Source organism: Roseovarius salincola (genome assembly GCF_026891095.1).
Lineage (GTDB): Bacteria > Pseudomonadota > Alphaproteobacteria > Rhodobacterales > Rhodobacteraceae > Roseovarius > Roseovarius salincola.
This window is the reverse complement of sequence record NZ_JAPTNL010000002.1, coordinates 439739-458298: the sequence shown is the minus strand read 5'-3', so window position 1 is coordinate 458298 and position 18560 is coordinate 439739. Positions and strand designations below refer to the sequence as shown.

General features: G+C 64.2%; 14 protein-coding genes and 1 pseudogene. 5 read left to right on the top strand and 10 right to left on the bottom strand.

All coding sequences use genetic code 11. The features are described 5' to 3' along the window. Positions 1–62 precede the first annotated feature (62 nt). Complete coding sequence (locus tag N5A93_RS04770; RefSeq protein WP_268953911.1) at positions 63–2057, top strand: protein meaA; 1995 nt, start codon at positions 63–65, stop codon at positions 2055–2057. A 56-nt stretch (positions 2058–2113) separates the two neighbouring features. On the opposite strand, the gene N5A93_RS04765 is transcribed toward N5A93_RS04770, so the two are convergent. Beyond that, the gene (locus N5A93_RS04765) at positions 2114–2506 is read right to left on the bottom strand and encodes a DUF4168 domain-containing protein (RefSeq protein ID WP_268953910.1); all 393 of its coding nucleotides are present in this window, start codon (positions 2504–2506) and stop codon (positions 2114–2116) included. Between the two features lie 208 nt (positions 2507–2714). On the opposite strand from N5A93_RS04765, the gene N5A93_RS04760 reads away from it, so the two are divergent. Together N5A93_RS04760 and deoD are read left to right on the top strand one after the other, a co-directional pair. Further along, on the top strand, positions 2715–3155 hold the full coding sequence (locus N5A93_RS04760) for a GNAT family N-acetyltransferase (RefSeq protein WP_268953909.1): 441 nt from the start codon (positions 2715–2717) through the stop codon (positions 3153–3155). Between the two features lie 12 nt (positions 3156–3167). Further along, positions 3168–3875, top strand: a pseudogene (deoD, locus tag N5A93_RS04755) (purine-nucleoside phosphorylase). Between the two features lie 110 nt (positions 3876–3985). Here the strand turns inward: deoD and N5A93_RS04750 are convergent. The 8 genes from N5A93_RS04750 to N5A93_RS04715 all read right to left on the bottom strand — a co-directional run bounded on the left by N5A93_RS04750 (position 3986) and on the right by N5A93_RS04715 (position 12730). Continuing rightward, positions 3986–5206, bottom strand: a complete 1221-nt coding sequence (locus N5A93_RS04750; protein WP_268953908.1) for a phenylacetate--CoA ligase family protein — start codon at positions 5204–5206, stop codon at positions 3986–3988. Positions 5207–5271: 65 nt separating this feature from the next. Beyond that, on the bottom strand, positions 5272–6099 hold the full coding sequence (locus N5A93_RS04745; RefSeq protein ID WP_268953907.1) for an ABC transporter ATP-binding protein: 828 nt from the start codon (positions 6097–6099) through the stop codon (positions 5272–5274). Between the two features lie 93 nt (positions 6100–6192). Further along, positions 6193–7476, bottom strand: coding sequence for an ABC transporter substrate-binding protein (locus tag N5A93_RS04740; protein WP_268953906.1), 1284 nt, complete (start codon positions 7474–7476; stop codon positions 6193–6195). 84 nt (positions 7477–7560) lie between these two features. Then, positions 7561–8637 carry a branched-chain amino acid ABC transporter permease gene (locus N5A93_RS04735; RefSeq protein WP_268953905.1) on the bottom strand — a complete coding sequence of 359 codons (1077 nt, stop codon included), beginning with the start codon at positions 8635–8637 and terminating at the stop codon, positions 7561–7563. A gap of 1 nt (position 8638) precedes the next feature. Next, entirely contained in the window at positions 8639–8893 is a 255-nt protein-coding gene (locus tag N5A93_RS04730) for a hypothetical protein (RefSeq protein ID WP_268953904.1), read from the bottom strand. 5 nt (positions 8894–8898) lie between these two features. Continuing rightward, positions 8899–9888 (bottom strand): branched-chain amino acid ABC transporter permease, encoded by a 990-nt coding sequence (locus N5A93_RS04725; RefSeq protein WP_268953903.1) that lies wholly within the window; start codon positions 9886–9888, stop codon positions 8899–8901. A gap of 47 nt (positions 9889–9935) precedes the next feature. Beyond that, positions 9936–10757, bottom strand: coding sequence for an ABC transporter ATP-binding protein (locus N5A93_RS04720; RefSeq protein WP_268953902.1), 822 nt, complete (start codon positions 10755–10757; stop codon positions 9936–9938). Then, positions 10754–12730: an AMP-binding protein gene (locus N5A93_RS04715; RefSeq protein WP_268953901.1), complete on the bottom strand. Its 1977-nt coding sequence runs from the start codon at positions 12728–12730 to the stop codon at positions 10754–10756. Before N5A93_RS04715 ends, N5A93_RS04720 begins: the two co-directional genes overlap by 4 nt. A 199-nt stretch (positions 12731–12929) precedes the next feature. Here N5A93_RS04715 and N5A93_RS04710 point away from each other — a divergent pair, with 199 nt between their 5' ends. Together N5A93_RS04710 and N5A93_RS04705 are read left to right on the top strand one after the other, a co-directional pair. Beyond that, on the top strand, positions 12930–14843 hold the full coding sequence (locus N5A93_RS04710) for a hybrid sensor histidine kinase/response regulator (RefSeq protein WP_268953900.1): 1914 nt from the start codon (positions 12930–12932) through the stop codon (positions 14841–14843). Continuing rightward, entirely contained in the window at positions 14840–15541 is a 702-nt protein-coding gene (locus N5A93_RS04705) for a response regulator transcription factor (protein WP_268953899.1), read from the top strand. Before N5A93_RS04710 ends, N5A93_RS04705 begins: the two co-directional genes overlap by 4 nt. A 161-nt stretch (positions 15542–15702) precedes the next feature. On the opposite strand, the gene fdhF is transcribed toward N5A93_RS04705, so the two are convergent. Further along, positions 15703–18483: a formate dehydrogenase subunit alpha gene (fdhF, locus tag N5A93_RS04700; protein WP_268953898.1), complete on the bottom strand. Its 2781-nt coding sequence runs from the start codon at positions 18481–18483 to the stop codon at positions 15703–15705. Positions 18484–18560: the final 77 nt, after the last annotated feature.

Genomic DNA, 18560 nt, shown 5'->3' with positions numbered 1-18560 from the left:
TATTCCAGATAAAAATGCCGGGACGTAACAAAATTGCGCATCCTGATTCACGAGGTCCGCCCATGTCGCAGACGCAGAATGACCCGACCACGCCCGCCCGCAGCGCCGATCGCCCCTGGCTGATCCGCACCTATGCGGGCCATTCCACCGCCCAGGCCTCGAACGCGCTTTACCGCTCGAACCTGGCGCGCGGTCAGACCGGGCTGAGCGTGGCGTTCGACCTGCCGACCCAGACCGGCTATGACAGCGATCACGTGCTGGCCAAGGGCGAGGTGGGCAAGGTCGGCGTGCCGGTCTGCCATCTGGGCGACATGCGCCACCTGTTCGACCAGATCCCGCTGGAGCAGATGAACACCTCGATGACGATCAACGCCACGGCCCCCTGGCTGCTGGCGCTTTACATCGCCGTCGCCGAGGAACAGGGCGCCGATATCAGCCAGCTTCAGGGCACGGTGCAAAACGACCTGATCAAGGAATACCTGAGCCGGGGCACCTATATCTGCCCGCCCGCCCCCAGCCTCAAGCTGATCGGCGACGTGGCCGAATATTGCTATACCAACATCCCCAAATGGAACCCGATGAACGTCTGTTCCTATCACCTGCAAGAGGCCGGCGCGACGCCCGAACAGGAGCTGGCCTTTGCCCTTGCCACCGCCACCGCCGTCCTGGACGAGCTGAAGCCGCGCGTCCCGCCCGAGGATTTCCCCCGCCTTGTCGGGCGCATCAGCTTTTTCGTGAATGCGGGCATCCGCTTTGTCACCGAGATGTGCAAGATGCGCGCCTTCGTCGATCTTTGGGACGAGATCTGCCGCGAGCGTTACGGCGTCGAGGATCCCAAGTATCGCCGCTTTCGCTATGGCGTGCAGGTGAATTCGCTGGGGCTTACCGAACAGCAGCCCGAAAACAACGTCTACCGCATCCTGATCGAGATGCTGGCGGTGACCCTGTCGAAAAAGGCCCGTGCGCGGGCGGTCCAGCTGCCCGCCTGGAACGAGGCGCTTGGCCTGCCCCGCCCCTGGGACCAGCAATGGTCGATGCGCATGCAGCAGATCCTGGCCTATGAAACCGACCTTCTGGAATATGACGACCTTTTCGATCACAACCCGGCGGTCGATGCGCGGGTCGAGGCGCTGAAGGACGGCGCGCGCCACGAGCTGGCCAATATCGACAGCATGGGCGGCGCGGTCGAGGCGATCGAATACATGAAGTCCCGCCTGGTCGACAGCAATGCCGAGCGCCTCAACCGGATCGAGCGCAACGAGACGATCGTCGTGGGCGTGAACAAATGGACCGAAGGCGAGCCCAGCCCCCTGATGGGCGAGGATGGCGGCATCATGGTGGTGGATCACGCCGTCGAGGCCGAACAGATCGGCCGCCTGAACGATTGGCGCGCGCAGCGCGATGACGCCGCCGTCAAGGCGGCGCTGGCGGATCTGCGCGCTGCCGCGAGCGAGGGGCGCAACATCATGCCCGCCTCGATCACCGCCGCGCGCGCCGGGGTCACCACCGGCGAATGGGCCGCCGAGATGCGTGCCGTGCATGGTGAATACCGCGGCCCCACCGGCGTTTCGGGCAGCCCGTCGAACAAGACCGAAGGGCTGGACGATATCCGCGACGCGGTGAACGCGGTCAGCGACAAGCTGGGCCGGCGCCTAAAGTTCCTGGTGGGCAAGCCGGGGCTGGATGGCCATTCCAATGGCGCCGAGCAGATCGCCTTCAGGGCGCGCGACTGCGGGATGGATATCAGCTATGAGGGTATCCGCCTGACGCCCGCGGAAATCGTCGCCGCCGCGCTCGAGGATGAGGCGCATGTGGTGGGCCTTTCGATCCTGTCGGGCAGCCATATCCCGCTGGTCGAGGACCTGATGGAGCGGATGCGCGCCGCCGGGCTTGGCGCGGTGCCGGTCATCGTCGGCGGCATCATCCCCGAAGACGACGCCAGGCGCCTGCGCGACATGGGTGTCGCGCGCGTCTACACGCCCAAGGATTTCGAGCTCAACACGATCATGACGGATATCGTCGCGCTCGCCGATCCCAAGGCCGTTGCCGCCGAATAGCAAAAGGGCCCGCCTGCAACAGACGGGCCCCGAGCAGCGGTTTCATCGGTTTCGGATCACTGTTCGCCCTGGGCGTCTTCCAGCTTGGCGAGGATCCGCGCGTTCAGCTCTTCGTCCTGCTGCGCGACCTTGCCGATCGCCATATATTCCTCGGGCGTCATGTTATCGACATCCGAAACAGCCGCGATGGCGGCGGTATTGGCCTCTTCGATCACGGCTTTCTGTTCCGCTTCGCTTTCCTGCTCCTGGATGCGCGGCAGGTAGTCCGCCCGCACCGCCTCGATCGCGACCAGGGCTTCGACGAAGGCGTCGATCTGCTCTTCGCTCAGCGAGTCGGCAGAAACCTGCGGCGCCTCGGTCTGCGCCGGTGCATCGCTCTCTTGCGCGGCCAGAGGTGTGGCCAGAGGTGCGGCCAGCGCCAGTGCCGCGGTCATGACGGGGGCAATCATGGTTTTAAAGGTCAATCGGAATCTCCGTTTCAGTGCATTTCACCCGGATCCTGCGCCCGGGCCACCAAGAGCACATGGGGCAAGGCGCACCCGCGTGCAATCGGGTCGGCGGAAAAATGCCGGAACGCGCCGCGCCAAGGGCGCGACAACCCTCTGGCGCTTGGCCGCCATTTCGGTCCAGACTGGCCGCAAGCGTCAAGGAGGCCCCATGAGCATCACCATCCGCCCCATCGAACCGGACGACAAGGAAGACTGGCGCGCGCTTTGGACCGCCTATCTGGACTTCTACGAAACCGCCGTCCCGGATCAGGTCTATGACACCACGTTCCAGCGCCTTGTGGACCCCGCGCGCAGCAATCAGAACGGCCTGCTCGCAGTCGATGGCACGCGCGCGGTCGGGCTCGTGCATTACATCTATCACCCGCATAACTGGCGGATCGAGGATGTCTGCTATCTTCAGGATCTCTATGCCGCGCCGGACATGCGCGGCAAGGGCGTGGGCCGCGCGCTGATCGAGGCGGTCTATGCCGCCGCCGACGCCAATGGCACGCCCTCGGTCTATTGGCTGACACAGGATTTCAACGCCGAGGCGCGCCGGCTCTATGACCGGATCGCCACCCTCACCCCCTTCATCAAGTATCAACGCTGAGGGCCGCGCCCCATGACCATCCATATCTCGGCCCAGCCGGGCGATATCGCCGACACCGTGCTGATGCCGGGCGATCCCCTGCGCGCCAGGTGGGCCGCCGGGCAGTTCCTCGACGCGCCGCGCTGCATCAACGAAACCCGCGGGATGCTTGGCTATACCGGCACATGGCGCGGCCAGCGCGTGACCATCCACGGCAGCGGCATGGGCATGGCCAGCCTGTCGATCTACGCCAATGAGCTGATCCGCGATTTCGGCGTCACCACCCTGATCCGTATCGGCTCCTGCGGCGGGATGCAGCCGCATGTGAAACTGCGCGACGTGGTCCTCGCCATGACGGCCAGCGCGGTCTCGACGCCCTCCTCAACGATCATGCGCGATCTGAATTTCGCGCCCTGCGCCGATTGGGGCCTGCTTTCCGCCGCCGCCCGCGCCGCCGATGCGCGCGGTATCGCCCCGCATGTGGGCGGCATCTATTCCAGCGATACCTTCTATGACGAACGCCCCGACCTCAACGAAGAGATGACCCGCCACGGCACGCTGGCGGTCGAGATGGAAACCGCCTAGCTCTACACCCTCGCCGCCCGCCACGGCGCGCGCGCCCTCTCCGTCCTGACGGTCAGCGACCATCTGCAAACCGGCGAGGCACTCGACAGCAACGCGCGCGAAACCGGCTTTGCCGACATGGTCGAAATCGCCCTCGCCGCCGCCTTTCCGGACTGACCGGGGCTTCTTCTGTTCTGAAATATCCCCGCCGGAGGCATCCCCGGCCAGCCACCAGCACCCCGGCCCGCCAATCGCGCGCCGGGGTGGCCGCCCGGTTCACGCCGCGATCAGTCGTAGCTGCGCTGGTCCTCGATCACCTTGCCGTCATTGGGCAGGCTGCCGGGGGCGACGATCTCGATCCTGCCTTTCAGCTTCAGCACGTCGGCGACGGACCCGGCAAAGGCGTCCGCGTCGCCGCCATTCGCTTCGATCTGCACCGTCATCACGTCCATTTCACCCTCGCGGCTGGCGATGACGCGGGCGCGGGCGATCCCGTCATGGCCCGCGACCAGCGCCGCCACCTGTTCGGGGCGCACGAACATGCCCTTGATCTTGGTGGTCTGGTCGGCGCGCCCCATCCAGCCCTTGATGCGCAGGTTCGAGCGCCCGCAGGGGCTGATGCCCTCCATCACGGCGCTCAGATCGCCGGTGGCGAAGCGGATCAGCGGATAATCGGGGTTGAGCGTGGTCACAACGACCTCGCCCACTTCGCCGGGGGCGACCGGGTTGCCGGTGCCGGGGGTCACGATCTCGACGATCACGCCCTCATCCACGATCATCCCCTCCTGGGCCGGGGATTCATAGGCGATATTGCCCAGGTCCGCGGTGGCGTAGCATTGCAGGCAGGCGATGCCGCGATCGGCGTATTCCTGGCGCAGCGACGGGAACAGCGCCCCGCCCCCCACGGCGGCGCGCGTGATCGAAAGCGCAAGGCCCATGTCATCCGCCTTATCAAGGATCACCTTGAGGAAGTCGGGCGTGCCCGCATAGGCGGTGACGCCGATATCATGCGCCGCGCGCGCCTGAAGCTCGCTTTGCCCCGTGCCGGCGGGCAGCACCGCCGCCCCCACCGCGCGCGCGCCGTTCTCGAAGATCATGCCGGCGGGCGTCAGATGATAGCCGAAACAGTTCTGCACGATATCACCCCTGCCCACGCCGCAGGCATGGAGAAACCGGCCCATGCGCCACCAGTCGTGGCTGTCGCTGCCCGGCTCGTAGATCGGGCCGGGGCTCTGGAAGATATGCGCGAACTGCGCGGCGTTGCGCGTGGTCAGCCCGCCAAAGGGCGCCGCCCCCGCCTGCGCGCGCCCCAGATCGGACTTGCGCAGCACCGGCAATGCCGCCAGGTCCGCGACCGCGCGGATTGCCGCGCTGTCCACATCGTCGAGGCGGCCCGCATAGCCGGGCAGCGCCTTGGCGCGGGCGATCTGTTCGGGCAGGGCGCGGGCGATCGCCGCCTGCCGTTCATCGCTGCTGCGCGTTTCCAGTTCGTCGAAATATTCGGACATCCCGTATCCCTCTGAAAGCCGCCTCGCGCGGCCCCTGTCAAATGTCCCCGAAACGGGGTCGAAAATCAGCTCAGCCAGCGCTTGCGGCGGCGATAGCTGCGCACATCGCGAAAACTCTTGCGCCCCTCGTCCGACATGCCTAGGTAGAATTCCTTCACATCCGGGTTCTCGCGCAGCGCGTCGGCGGGGCCGTCCATCACCACACGCCCCGATTCCAGGATGTAGCCGTAATGCGCGAAGCGCAGCGCGACATTGGTGTTCTGCTCGGCCAGAAGGAAGGTGTAGCCTTCCTTCTCGTTGAGCGATTTCACGATGTTGAAAATCTGTTCGACCAACTGCGGTGCAAGCCCCATGCTGGGTTCATCGAGCAGGATCGTTTCCGGGCGGCTCATCAGGGCGCGCCCGATGGCGACCATCTGCTGCTCGCCCCCCGAGGTATAGCCCGCCTGGCTGCGGCGGCGTTCCTTGAGTCGGGGGAAATAGTCGTAGACCATGTTCAGGTCGGCATCTATCTCGCCCCGGCTGGAGCCGCGCGTATAGGCGCCGGTCAGAAGGTTCTCCTCGACGGTCAGGTGCTCGAAGCAATGGCGCCCCTCCATCACCTGGATCACGCCTTTCTTCACCAGGTCCGAGGGCATCAGGTCCTGCACCCGCTTGCCGCGATAATGGATCGAGCCCTTGGTGACCTCGCCGCGCTCGGATTTGAGCAGGTTCGAAATTGCCTTGAGGGTGGTTGTCTTGCCCGCCCCGTTGCCGCCCAGAAGCGCGGTGATCCCGCCCTTGGGCACACTGAGGCTGACGCCTTTCAGCACAAGGATCACGTGGTTGTAGATCACCTCGATATTGTTGACCTCGAGAATCATCTCGTCGGTGCGTGCTGCTGCGTCGGGCATGTGTCTCTCCAAATCGCTCGCTCGTTCGCCCCGTCGCGGGGCCGGGTCCGGGCGCGGCGGATCGACCGCCGCGCCCGCTTCATGTGGCGGCGCTTACTGGCAGCGCATCTCGATGCCGTTTTCCGCGGCATAGGCCTCGGAATCGGCTTCGATGAGCGGCCCGAGGATCTCCTCATCGGACTGGAAATACTCGGTGATCAGCTTGAACTCACCAGCCTCTGCATCCCATTGCGACACCGCACCAAAGCCGTTGCCGCCGTGGTTCTCGCAGGTGACCTTGAACTCGGGGCCAAAGCCGGGCAGGCCCAGTCCGGCCATCTTCTCTTCGGTCATTTCAAGGTTCTCCATGCCGTCGCGCATCATCTCGGGGGTGATCGCGGCGGTGCCGTGGATCTCCTGGGCGGTCTTGATCGCCTCGGCGGCCAGCATCGCGGCATACATCCCGCGGTTATAGAGAACCGAACCGATCTGATCGCCCGCGCCGGCGGCCTTGCCGGTTTCGACGACATGCGTCTGGATGTCGTCATAGACCGGGTAGTTCAAGCCGATATTGTGGAAGGTCAGCGCCTTGTAGCCATTGGCACGGTCGCCCGCGGCCTTCACGTCGTTCTCCGAACCCGACCACCAGATGCCGATGAAATTCTCCATCGGGAAACGGATGTTCACGGCTTCCTGAATCGCGACCTGGTTCATGACGCCCCAGCCCCACATGATCACGTAGTCGGGGCTTTCGCGGCGGATCTGAAGCCACTGCGATTTCTGCTCCTGGCCGGGGTGATCGACCGGCAGCAGCGTCAGGTCATAGCCGTGCTTTTCGGCCAGCCCTTCGAGCGTGCGGATCGGTTCCTTGCCATAGGCCGAGTTGTGATAGACCAGCGCGATCGACTTGTCGCTGATGTCGCCGCCGTTCTGTTCGAGAATATGGGTGATCGCATGGCTGGCGCCGTCCCAGTAGTTGGCGGGATAGTTGAACACCCATTCAAAGACCTTGCCGTTCTTGGCCGAGGTGCGCCCATAGCCCATGGTGTGCAGCGGGATCTTGTCCGAAGACACTTTGGGAATGAGCTGATAGGTAATGCCGGTGGACAGCGGCTGATAGACCAGCGAACCGTCGCCCTTGGTGGCCTCGTAGCATTCGACGCCTTTTTCGGTGTTGTAGCCGGTCTCGCATTCCACGAGGTTGATCATCTCGCCGCCGATACCGCCGTCACGCTCGTTGAGCAGCGTGAAATAGTCCTGATAGCCGTCCGAGAACGGAATGCCATTGGCCCCGTAAGGCCCGGTGCGATAGCTGGTATCGACGATCTTGAGGTCGGCCATGGCCGGCCCTGCCGCCATCACCGCAGCGACAAGCGCTGTCATCAGTTTCGTTTTCATCGGTTAATCCTCCCTTTGGTCTTGTTCCGATGTCCCTTTTCGCCAGGGGCCAAAGCCCCCGGTGTCTCCTCCTCAGGCCCGCCCCTAGTATGGGAAGGGCCAAAGTCTCAGTTTTTCCTTGGCCACGCGCCAAAGCTGCGCCAGCCCGTGGGGTTCAAGCACCAGGAACATGATGATCAATCCCCCGACGATCATGAATTCCAGATGCGCCGCCAGATCCGTGGGCCAGCCAAGCCCGCCCACCAGCACGTTCTTGAGCAGCACCGGCAACAACACGAGGAACGCCGCCCCCGCAAAGCTGCCGAAGATCGAACCCAGCCCGCCGATGATCACCATGAACAGCACGAGGAACGACTTGTTGATGCCAAAGGCCTCGCCGACCTCGACCGCGCCCAGATAGACCGCAAAGAACAGCGCCCCCGAGATGCCGACGAAAAAGCCCGATACAGCAAAGGCCGACAGCTTGGCCTTGAGCGGGTTCACACCGATGATCTCGGCGGCGATGTCCATATCGCGGATGGCCATCCATTTGCGCCCCGCCATGCCACGCGTCAGATTGCGCGCGATGATCGCCGAGGCCACGACGAAGACGAGGCAGAACAGATATGCCGCCCACGGCGCGGTCTCCGCCCCGGTGATCGGCACGCCGAAGACGGTGCGCTCGGGCGCGTTGATCTGGCCCGAGGCAGAGTAGTTGTAGAACCAGCCCACCCGGTTGAAGGTCCAGACGAGGAAGAACTGCGCCGCCAAGGTGGCCACGGCCAGGTAGAACCCCTTGATCCGCAGCGATGGCAGGCCGAAGAGCAGACAGACCGCCGCCGTGATTCCACCCGAAAGGATGATGTGGATAAAGATGCTGACCTCGGGAAAAGCGACCATCAGCTTGTAACAGGCATAGGCCCCAACGGCCATGAAACCGCCGGTGCCAAGAGACACCTGCCCGCAATAGCCCACAAGGATATTGAGACCGATGGCGGCAATCGAATAGATCAGGAACGGCAGGAAAACCGCGTTCACCCAATAGTCATTGATGACGAAGGGCACCACGGCGAAGGCGACCAGCAGCACCGCGTAATAGCGGTAGCGATCGAACTTGATCGGGAAAGTCTGGCTGTCCTCTGTATAGGAGGTCTTGAAATCCCCTGCTTCACGGTAAAACATTTCAGAGCACCTCCCCATGAATTTCGTCGTCGTCGCGCTTGTCCGCGCGATTGGCGGGCTTGGCATAGCCGGTCGCCTCGGTGTGGCGCACCAGCCAGAGATAGGCGAGCATGCCCACCCCGCCGCCCATGGCCGCAAGGACGGCGGCAATGACCATCTGGCCGGTATTCTCGACCTGCGCCGACAACGCGAGATAGCCGAACGACCAGAACCCGGCCCAGGCGATCACGTTGACGATGGCAATCAGCTTTTGCATGACACTCACACCCTCTCGATGATCTTCTCGCCGAACAGGCCCTGCGGCCGGAACACGAGGAAGACGAGCGCCAGCACATAGGCGAACCAGATTTCCGTGGCCCCGCCCAGATAGGGTGCGCCGATGGTGAACTCGAACAGCTTTTCGCCGACACCGATGATCAGCCCGCCGACGATGGCGCCGGGGATCGAGGTGAATCCGCCCAGCATCAGCACCGGCAACGCCTTGAGCGCAATCAGCGAGAGCGAGAACTGCACACCCGATTTGGTACCCCACATGATGCCCGCCACCAGCGCCACGAACCCGGCCAGCGACCACACCATCACCCAGATGAACTTGAGCGAGATGCCCACCGACAGCGCCGCCTGGTGGTCGTCCGCCACCGCGCGCATCGCCCGGCCATGCTTGGAGAACTGCGCAAAGATCACCAGCGCGACCACCAGCAGCGCCGCGACCAGCGTGGCCCACAGATCGAGATTGTCGATGAAGAAACCATAGCCGAAGATGTTGTAAGTCACCTCGTCTATGACGCTGTTGACCCCCTGCGGCAGGCCCACATCCAGCTTCTTGATGTCGCTGCCCCACATCATGTCCCCGAACCCTTCGAGGAAATAGGCAAGGCCGATGGTGGCCATGAACAGGATGATCGGTTCCTGCCCGACAAGATGGCGAAAGATGAACTGATTGACCGCCCAGGCCAGCACCACCATCACCACCATGGTCAGCAGGATCGCCAGAAGCGCCGGAACATGCCATCCGAAATGGTGGATTTCGGTGCCGAATGTGGCGTTGATCAGATGCGCAAAGGGAACACGGCCCTCCATGATCCCCACCAGCGTCAAGGCCGCGAAAAGCGCCAGCACCCCTTGCGCGAAATTGAAGATGCCGGACGCCTTGAAGATCAGCACGAAGCCGAGCGCCACGAGCGCATAGAGCACCCCGGCCATGAGCCCGTTCAGGAACACTTCCATTCCCCAGATAAACTGCTCAGGCATGGCGTGATCCTCCTTGAATGCCGCTCAATTCGCGTATCTGGCTGAAATCAGTCATGGGCCACCCCCAGATAGGCGTCGATCACGGCCTGATTGTTGCGCACCTCGTCGGGTGTGCCGTCACCGATCTTCTTGCCGTAATCCATCACCACGACACGGTCGCTCAGGTCCATCACCACGCCCATGTCATGTTCGATCAGCGCGATGGTCGATCCGAACTCGTCGTTCACATCCAGGATGAAGCGGCTCATGTCTTCCTTTTCCTCGACATTCATGCCCGCCATCGGCTCGTCGAGCAGCAGGATCGAGGGTTCGGCCGCCAGCGCGCGCGCCAGTTCCACACGCTTCTTGAGACCATAGGGCAGGCGCCCGACCGGGGTCTTGCGGATATGCTGGATCTCGAGGAAGTCGATGATCTTTTCCACCTGCTCGCGGTTCGCGACCTCTTCGCGCTCGGCCTTGCCCTTCCAGATCGCCTGCGCCAGAAGGCCCGAGCTCATCTGCCGGATACGTCCTGTCATGACGTTGTCCAGAACGGTCATTCCCTCGAACAGGGCGATGTTCTGAAAGGTCCGGGCGATGCCCTGCTGCGCCACCTGGTAGGGCTTCATCGGCGGGCGTCTCTCGCCCTTGTAATAGACCTCGCCCTCCTGCGGATTGTAGAAACCCGAGATGACATTGAGCATGCTGGACTTGCCCGCGCCGTTGGGGCCGATGATCGCGCGGATCTCGCCTTCGCGGATGTCGAACGAGATATCCTTGATCGCCACCACGCCGCCAAAGCGCAGCGTGATGTTGCGCATCTCCATCACCACCCCGCCGATCCTGCGGCCGTCCTCGGTGGTGTAGCTGTCTGCGTCCATGTCCTTCATTCCGCCGCCACCTTCTTTTCGCCCTCGACCGGCACCACCTTGGCATTGCGGATTTCAAGCGTCGCGCTGATCGCGCCCTTGCGCCCGTCCTCGTAGGTCACTTCGGTGGTGGTGTAGATCTCTGTCGAGCCATCATAGAGAGCGCCGACAAGGTCCTCGAATTTCTCGGCGATCACACCGCGGCGCACCTTGCGCGTGCGGGTCATCTCGCCATCATCGGCGTCCAGCTCCTTGTGCAGCACAAGGAAGCGATACACCTGGCAATGCGACAGCATCGGATCGTCCGCAAGGCTGCGGTTCACCTCCTCGACATGGGACTGGATCATCTCGAGCACCTTGGGATGCCCGGCCAGTTCCTGATAGGAGGCATAGCCGATATTGTTGCGCTCGGCCCAGTTGCCCACGGCATTGAGGTCGATATTGATGAACGCCGTGCAGGCGTCGCGCTGATTGCCGAACACCACCGCCTCGAGGATGTTGGGATAGAACTTCAGCTTGTTCTCGACATATTTGGGCGCGAACAGCTTGCCATCGGCCATCTTGCCGACATCCTTGGCGCGGTCGATGATCCGCAGATGCCCCGAGCCTTCCTCGAAGAAGCCCGCATCGCCCGTGGCGACCCAGCCTTCGGAATCCTTGGTGCTTTTGGTGCTTTCGGGGTTCTTGTAGTAATATTCGAACGTGCCGGCGCCGCGATAGAACACCTCGCCCGACTCGTCGATGCGGATCTCGACCCCCGGCGCGGCGACGCCCACGGTATCGTTGCGCACCTCGCCATCGGGTTGCAGCGTGATGAACACGCTGGCCTCGGTCTGCCCGTAAAGCTGTTTGAGGTTGATGCCGAGGCTGCGGTAGAATTCAAAGATCTCCGGCCCGATCGCCTCGCCCGCCGTATAGCCCACGCGCACGCGGCCAAAGCCCAGCGTATCCTTGAGCGGCCCGTAGATGAGCAGGTTGCCCAGCGCGTATTTCACCCGGTCCCATGCGCCCACCTGCTTGCCGTCCAGAATGGCGGGGCCGACCTTGCGCGCATGCGCCATGAAGCTGTCGAACAGCCATTTCTTGAACCGCCCTGCATCCTCCATGCGGATCATCACGTTGGTCAGCTGGGTTTCAAACACGCGCGGCGGCGCGAAATAATAGGTCGGCCCGATCTCGCGCAGGTCGATCTGCATGGTCTCCACCGATTCCGGGCAGTTCACACAGAAGCCGCACCAATAGGCCTGGCCGATCGAAAAGATGAAATCGCCCACCCATGCCATGGGCAGATAGGCCAGCACCTCTTCGTCGCGCGACAGGTTGTCGAACTCCGACGACGAGCGCGACGCCTCGATGATATTGCGGTTGGACAGCACCACGCCCTTGGGCTTGCCGGTGGTGCCCGAGGTGTAAAGCATGACGCAGATGCTGTCGTAATCCAGCTTCTCGCGCCGCGCCTTGAGGTCCTCGATGAACTCCCAATAGGCGGCGCGCCCCTGGTCCTGAACCCCGGTGAAGGTATGCAGCTTGTGGTGATCGTATTTGCGCAGGCCGCGCGGATCGACGTAGATCATGTGCTCGAACTGGTGCAGCTGATCCTGCACGTCGATCACCTTGTCCACCTGCTCCTGGTCCTCGACCACGGCGAAGCGCGCGCCGCAATGTTCCAGCACATAGGCCATCTCATCGGCGGCGGCATCCTGATAGAGCGGCACCGGAATCGCCCCCACGGATTGCGCGGCCACCATCGACCAGTAGAAATGCGGCCGGTTGCGCCCGATGACCGCGATGAAATCGCCCTCGTTGACACCCAGGTTCAGCAGCCCCAGCGCCAGCGCCTCGATTTCCTTCTCGGCCTCGGCCCAGGTCCAGCATTGCCAGATGCCGAACTCTTTCTCGCGATAGGCGGGCCTTTCGGCGAACTGCCCGGCGTTGCGTTGCAAAAGCGCCGGAATGGAGCCAAGCCCCTCCGTCGCCTGTGACGACTGTGCCAAATTACATCCTCCCCAATGTCCGCGCTGCGAACAAGTTCACCCCGGCACGGCGATTCCTCCTGCCCTCCAAGGTGCGGAACTGACGCTCGCGGTCAACTTTTTCGTGATCATTTCGCAATTCTTACGAATTGTAACAGCCTGCCGAACGGCCTTTGCCCCCGCGCGATCCGGTGCTAGCCATTGGCAAAGGGGCGGAGCGATGAGTTCGAAACACAACGATACCGACGCGATGACCATGGCGGGCCTCAATCTCATTCAGCAGGCCCTGTCGATCTATGACAGCGATCTGCGGCTCGTGGTCTGCAACCAGCGCCTGCGCGAGATGTTCGATCTGCCCGGCTGGCTGGTCACGCCCGGCGCCCGTTTCGAGGACACGATCCGCTTTCTGGCCGAACGCGGCGATTATGGCAATGTCGGCGATGTCGAAGGATTCGTGCGCACCCGTGTCGAGCAGGCCCGCGCCTTCGAGCCGCACTACATGGAGCGCACCCGCGCCAATGGCCGCACCATCAGCGTCGAGGGCACCCCCCTGCCCGAAGGCGGCTGGGTCACGGTCTATACCGACATCACCCGCACCAAGCGCCAGGAGGTTCTGCTGCGCTCGCGCTCCGAGGAACTGTCGGATCAGCTTCTGACCTATTCCGAGGACCTCTCGGCCGCCAACCGCGAGCTGTCCGCGACCATCACCGCGCTCGAGGAAACCAAGCGCCAGCTGACCGCCTCGGAGGCGCGCGCCCGGCTGACCACCGAAATGATGCCGGCCCATATCGCCCATGTCGGGCCGGACCGGCGCTATACCTATTCCAACCGCCGCCTCAGCACGGTGCTGCCGGGCGCATCCTCTGATATCGTCGGTCTGCCCATCGAAGAGGTGCTCGGCCCGCAGGCCTACACAGCGATCGCGCCGCGCCTCGATCTCGCGTTTCGCGGCGAGCCTTCCGTGTTCGAGTTCGATCACGAACCCAGCTCGCGGCGCATCCGCGCGGCCTTCACCCCCGATGACAATCTGGGCGGGGTCTATATCCTGTCGATGGACATCACCGAAGAGGCCCAGACCCGCGCCGCCCTGCAACAGACCCGCCGCCGCGAAATCGCCGCACAGCTGACCAGCGGGCTGGCGCATGATTTCTCGAACCTGCTGACGATCATCCTCGGCATGCAGTCGAAACTGCAACGCATGCAACCCGCCCCCGGACCGGGCGCGGATGAACTGATCACCGCCACCATCGCGGCGGCGCGGCGCGGCGGCAGCCTTCTGAACCGGATCGCCGACATGACCGGGCGGCGCGAACACCGCCCCGTTCCCACCGATCTCGGCGCATTCCTCGACGAGCTGGAAACGCTGGTGCGCTCGACCCTGCCCGAAGGCGTCAGCCTGTCCATGCGCAACCTGACCGGCGCGCATCCCTTCCTGCTCGATCCCGGCATGTTGCAGGATTCGCTTCTGAACCTCGTGTTGAACGCGCGCGACGCCTGCGGCGGCGCGGGGCGGATCGAGCTGACGGCGACGCGGGTGCAGGACACATGGCTCGATTTCACCGTCAGCGATACAGGCCCCGGCTTTTCCGAACAGGCGCTTTCGCATGCGCTCGATCCGTTCTTCACCACCAAGGGCGGCGAAGGATCGGGGCTGGGGCTGACCATGGTCTATGACATGACCAAGCTGGCGGGCGGGCGCGTGCAGCTCGCGAACGGCGATGCCGGCGGGCGCGTGAGCCTGCGCCTGCCCATGCGCCCGGCGCGCGAAACCGGCGCGCCTGGGATGATCCTGCTGGTCGAGGACAGCCCCGATCTGCGCGGCACCGTACGCGACATGCTGCGCGACGCGGGCCATGCCGTGATCGAGGCCGCCTCGGTCGACGAGGCGCTGGCGCTGCTGGCGGACCTGCCGCAGATATCGGCGCTGCTCTCGGATATCTCGCTTGAAGGCGACAGAACCGGACTCGACCTCGTGGGGGACTTGCCCAAGGGGCACTGCCCGGCCTATCTCATGACATCGCTGCCCCCCGACGACCCGCTGCATGTCGCCGCCCGCGAACGCGCGCCGGTGCTGCGCAAACCCTTCACCGCCGCCCAGCTGGCCGCGTTTCTGCAACAGGATTCCGGCCCATGAGCGCCCCCCTTGTCACCATACTTGACGACGAACCCGCCATCCGCACCATGCTCTCGGACGCGCTGGAAGATGCGGGCTTTCGCACCATGGCCTTCGCGCGCGCCACCGAATTCGAAGCCGCCCTGCGCAGCGCCCGCCCCGATATCTGCCTTGTCGACCTGTCGCTGCCCGACCGCGACGGGCTGACGCTGGTGCACCGGCTGGCGCTGGAGCAGGGGGCGACGGTGATCATCATTTCGGGGCGCGCCCAGGTTCAGGACAAGGTCACCGGGCTGGAGCTGGGCGCGGACGACTACATCATCAAACCCTTCGACCCCGCCGAGGTGGTGGCCCGCGTGCGCGCCCGCCTGCGTCGCGACAGCGCCGCCCCCCAGAGCAGTGAAACCGCGCGTTTCAACGGTTGGGTGGCGCATTTCGACCGCTACATCCTGAAAGACGAGAGCGGCGCGGAAACCCCCTTTTCCCATGCCGAGGGCGAGGTGCTGCGGCTGTTTCTGGAACGCCCCAAACGGCTGATCTCTCGCCAGGCCATGCAGGAGGCCCTGGGCGGCGCCGCGGGCGACAGCTTCGACCGCGCGATGGATGTGCGCATCTCGCGGCTGCGCACCAAGCTGCGCGAAGACCCAAGGAACCCGCGCCTGATCAAGACGATCTATGGCGCCGGTTACATATTTCTCGGCGATGTCACCTGGGGCTGAGCGGGTCCGGGGGCGCTGCCCCCGCCGCAGCAAGCTGCGACTCCCCCGGGATATTTCGAAACAGAAGAAGAGCGGACGGACCCTCCTCTTCTTCTGTTCTTCAAATATCCCCGCCGGAGGCATCCGACCCGCGCCACCGGGCGCTGGCGGCGCGGCAGGGGTTATTCGGCGGCGACCTGCGCATCCACCGCTTCGACCCGCACGGCCGAGAACTTGAATTCGGGGATCTTGCCATAGGGGTCGAGCGCCGGGTTGGTCAGGATATTGGCCGCCGCCTCCACATAGGCGAAGGGCAGGAACACCATGTCGGGCGCGATCGCGCGATCGGCGCGGGCCATCACCTCGATCGCGCCGCGCTTCGTGGTCAGGCGCACCATGCCGCCGGGTTCGACCCCGAGGCGGCGCAGCGTCGAGGGGTGGAGCGAACAGTTCGCCTCGGGCTCGACCGCATCGAGCACGCTGGCGCGCCGGGTCATCGAGCCGGTATGCCAATGCTCGAGCTGTCGTCCCGTGGTGAGAACCATCGGATAGTCGGCATCGGGCAGATCATCGGGCGGAATCACGCTCGCGGGGGTGAAGCGCGCGCGCCCTTCGGGGCGCGGGAAACCGTCGCCGAACACCACCGCCTCGCCGGGGCCTTCGGGGTCGTGACACGGATAGGTCACCGCGTTCTCGCGCATCAGGCGCGCCCAGGTGATATTGTCGAGCGAGCGCATGTTGACCTTCATCTCGGCGAAGACATCGGCGGGGCTGTCGTAATTCCATTGCAGCCCCAGCCGGTTGGCCAGCGCCACGGTGATCGCCCAATCCTCTCGCGCCTCACCCGGCGGCGAAACGGCGCGGCGGCCCATCTGGACCTGCCGGTTGGTATTGGTGACGGTGCCGTTCTTTTCGTAGAATGCCGAGGCCGGCAGGATCACATCGGCATAATTCGCCGTTTCGGTGATAAAGATGTCCTGCACCACAAGGTGCTCCAGCCTGGCGAGCGCGTCGCGGGCATGTTCCACATCCGGGTCCGACATCGCCGGATTCTCGCCCAGGATATACATGCCGCGGATCCTGTCCTCGTGGACCGCATCCATGATCTCGGTCACGGTCAGGCCCTTCTGACCGGAGAAATCGCCCGACCCCCAGACCTCGGTAAAGGCGGCGCGCACGCCGTCATCGGTCACGTTCTGGTAATCGGGCAGGAACATCGGCACAAGCCCCGCATCCGAGGCGCCCTGCACGTTGTTCTGCCCGCGCAGCGGGTGCAGCCCGGTGCCGGGGCGCCCCACATGGCCGCACATCAGCGCCAGCGAGATCAGGCAGCGCGAATTGTCGGTGCCGTGGATATGCTGGCTGATCCCCATCCCCCAGAAGATCATCCCCGCCTTGGCGCGCGCGAAATCGCGGGCGACGGCGCGCAGCGTTTCGGCCGGGATGCCGCACAGCTCCTGCATCCGTTCAGGCGGGAACTGCGCCAGATGCGCCTTCTCGGCCTCCCAGTTCTGGGTGAACGCCTCGATATACTGCTGGTCGTAAAGCTCTTCCTCGACGATCACATGCATGATTGCGTTCAGCATCGAGACATCCGCCCCCGGCTTGAACTGCAACATATGCGTCGCGAAGCGGCGCAGACCCACGCCGCGCGGGTCCATCACGATCAGCTTGCCGCCGCGCTTGGTGAACTGCTTGAAATAGGTCGCCGCGACCGGGTGGTTCTCGATCGGGTTGGCACCGATCACGATCGCCACATCGGCGTTCTCGATCTCGTTGAAGGTGGCGGTCACGGCGCCCGAGCCGACATTCTCGATCAGCGCCGCCACCGACGAGGCGTGACACAGCCGGGTGCAATGATCGACATTGTTGTGACCAAAACCCTGACGGATGAGTTTCTGGAACAGATAAGCCTCTTCGTTGGTGCATTTGGCACTGCCGAAACCGGCAACCGACGCGCCGCCATGATCATCCTTGAGACGCTTGAGCCCCCCCGCCGCGATATCGAGCGCCTCGTCCCAATCCGCCTCGCGGAAAAACTGCTGCCAGTTGCCGGGATCCACGTTCAGCCCCTTTGGAGGCGCATCCTCGCGCCGGATCAGCGGCCTGGTCAGGCGGTGATCGTGGTGGATATAGTCAAAGCCAAAGCGCCCCTTGACGCAAAGCCGCCCCTCGTTGGCGGGGCCGTTGATGCCTTCGGCATATTTCACGCGCCCGTCCTTGACCTTGAGGCTGACCTGGCAGCCCACGCCGCAGAACGGGCAGACGCTGTCGACCTCGCTGTCGTAATCGGCGCTGTCGCCCTGCTGGGCGTCGTCCAGAACGGTCGCCGGCATCAATGCGCCGGTCGGGCAGGCCTGCACGCATTCGCCGCAGGCGACGCAGGTGCTCTCACCCATCGGATCGTCGAAGTCGAACACCGGAAAGCTGTCATGCGCGCGCCCGGCCATGCCGATCACGTCATTCACCTGCACCTCGCGGCAGGCCCGCACACAGAGGTTGCACTGGATGCAGGCATCGAGATTGACCCGCATCGCCACATGGCTGTCATCCAGCAGCGGCACGCGGTCCTTTTCCATCGGCGCAAAGCGGCTGGACGAAACACCGGTCAGCGCCGCCATGTCCCACAGGTGGCTCGAGCGGTCATGCGCCTCGCGCTGCGCGGGCTGATCGGCCAGCAGCAGCTCCATCACCATCTTGCGCGAGGCTTCGGCGCGCGCGCTCTCGGTATTGACGACCATGCCTTCGGCGACTTCGCGGATGCACGAGGCCACCAGGACGCGCTCGCCCTCGACCTCGACCATGCAGGCGCGGCAATTGCCGTCGGGGCGATATCCCGGCGCGGGCTTGTGGCACAGATGCGGGATCTTCAGGCCCCGGCCATGCGCGGCCTCCCAGATGGTCTGGCCCGTCTCGGCCTCGACCTCTTTGCCGTTGAGGGTGAAAGTGATCTTGTCGGACATGGCGCGTCTCCTTGCTGAGACATGGTAAATCATGTGTGGCGATTTTGGAGTCCTGCAATCCCGACACCTCCCTGCGG

Bases quoted from the DNA above. Each gene is read 5' to 3' on its own strand.
- N5A93_RS04765 (WP_268953910.1), bottom strand. From the start codon at position 2,506: ATGATTGCCCCCGTCATGACCGCGGCACTGGCGCTGGCCGCACCTCTG.
- N5A93_RS04745 (WP_268953907.1), bottom strand. From the start codon at position 6,099: ATGCCCGACGCAGCAGCACGCACCGACGAGATGATTCTCGAGGTCAAC.
- N5A93_RS04710 (WP_268953900.1), top strand. From the start codon at position 12,930: ATGAGTTCGAAACACAACGATACCGACGCGATGACCATGGCGGGCCTC.
- N5A93_RS04730 (WP_268953904.1), bottom strand. From the start codon at position 8,893: ATGCAAAAGCTGATTGCCATCGTCAACGTGATCGCCTGGGCCGGGTTC.
- N5A93_RS04740 (WP_268953906.1), bottom strand. From the start codon at position 7,476: ATGAAAACGAAACTGATGACAGCGCTTGTCGCTGCGGTGATGGCGGCA.
- N5A93_RS04720 (WP_268953902.1), bottom strand. From the start codon at position 10,757: ATGAAGGACATGGACGCAGACAGCTACACCACCGAGGACGGCCGCAGG.
- N5A93_RS04750 (WP_268953908.1), bottom strand. From the start codon at position 5,206: ATGTCCGAATATTTCGACGAACTGGAAACGCGCAGCAGCGATGAACGG.
- N5A93_RS04725 (WP_268953903.1), bottom strand. From the start codon at position 9,888: ATGCCTGAGCAGTTTATCTGGGGAATGGAAGTGTTCCTGAACGGGCTC.
- N5A93_RS04735 (WP_268953905.1), bottom strand. From the start codon at position 8,637: ATGTTTTACCGTGAAGCAGGGGATTTCAAGACCTCCTATACAGAGGAC.
- fdhF (WP_268953898.1), bottom strand. From the start codon at position 18,483: ATGTCCGACAAGATCACTTTCACCCTCAACGGCAAAGAGGTCGAGGCC.
- N5A93_RS04770 (WP_268953911.1), top strand. From the start codon at position 63: ATGTCGCAGACGCAGAATGACCCGACCACGCCCGCCCGCAGCGCCGAT.
- N5A93_RS04760 (WP_268953909.1), top strand. From the start codon at position 2,715: ATGAGCATCACCATCCGCCCCATCGAACCGGACGACAAGGAAGACTGG.
- N5A93_RS04705 (WP_268953899.1), top strand. From the start codon at position 14,840: ATGAGCGCCCCCCTTGTCACCATACTTGACGACGAACCCGCCATCCGC.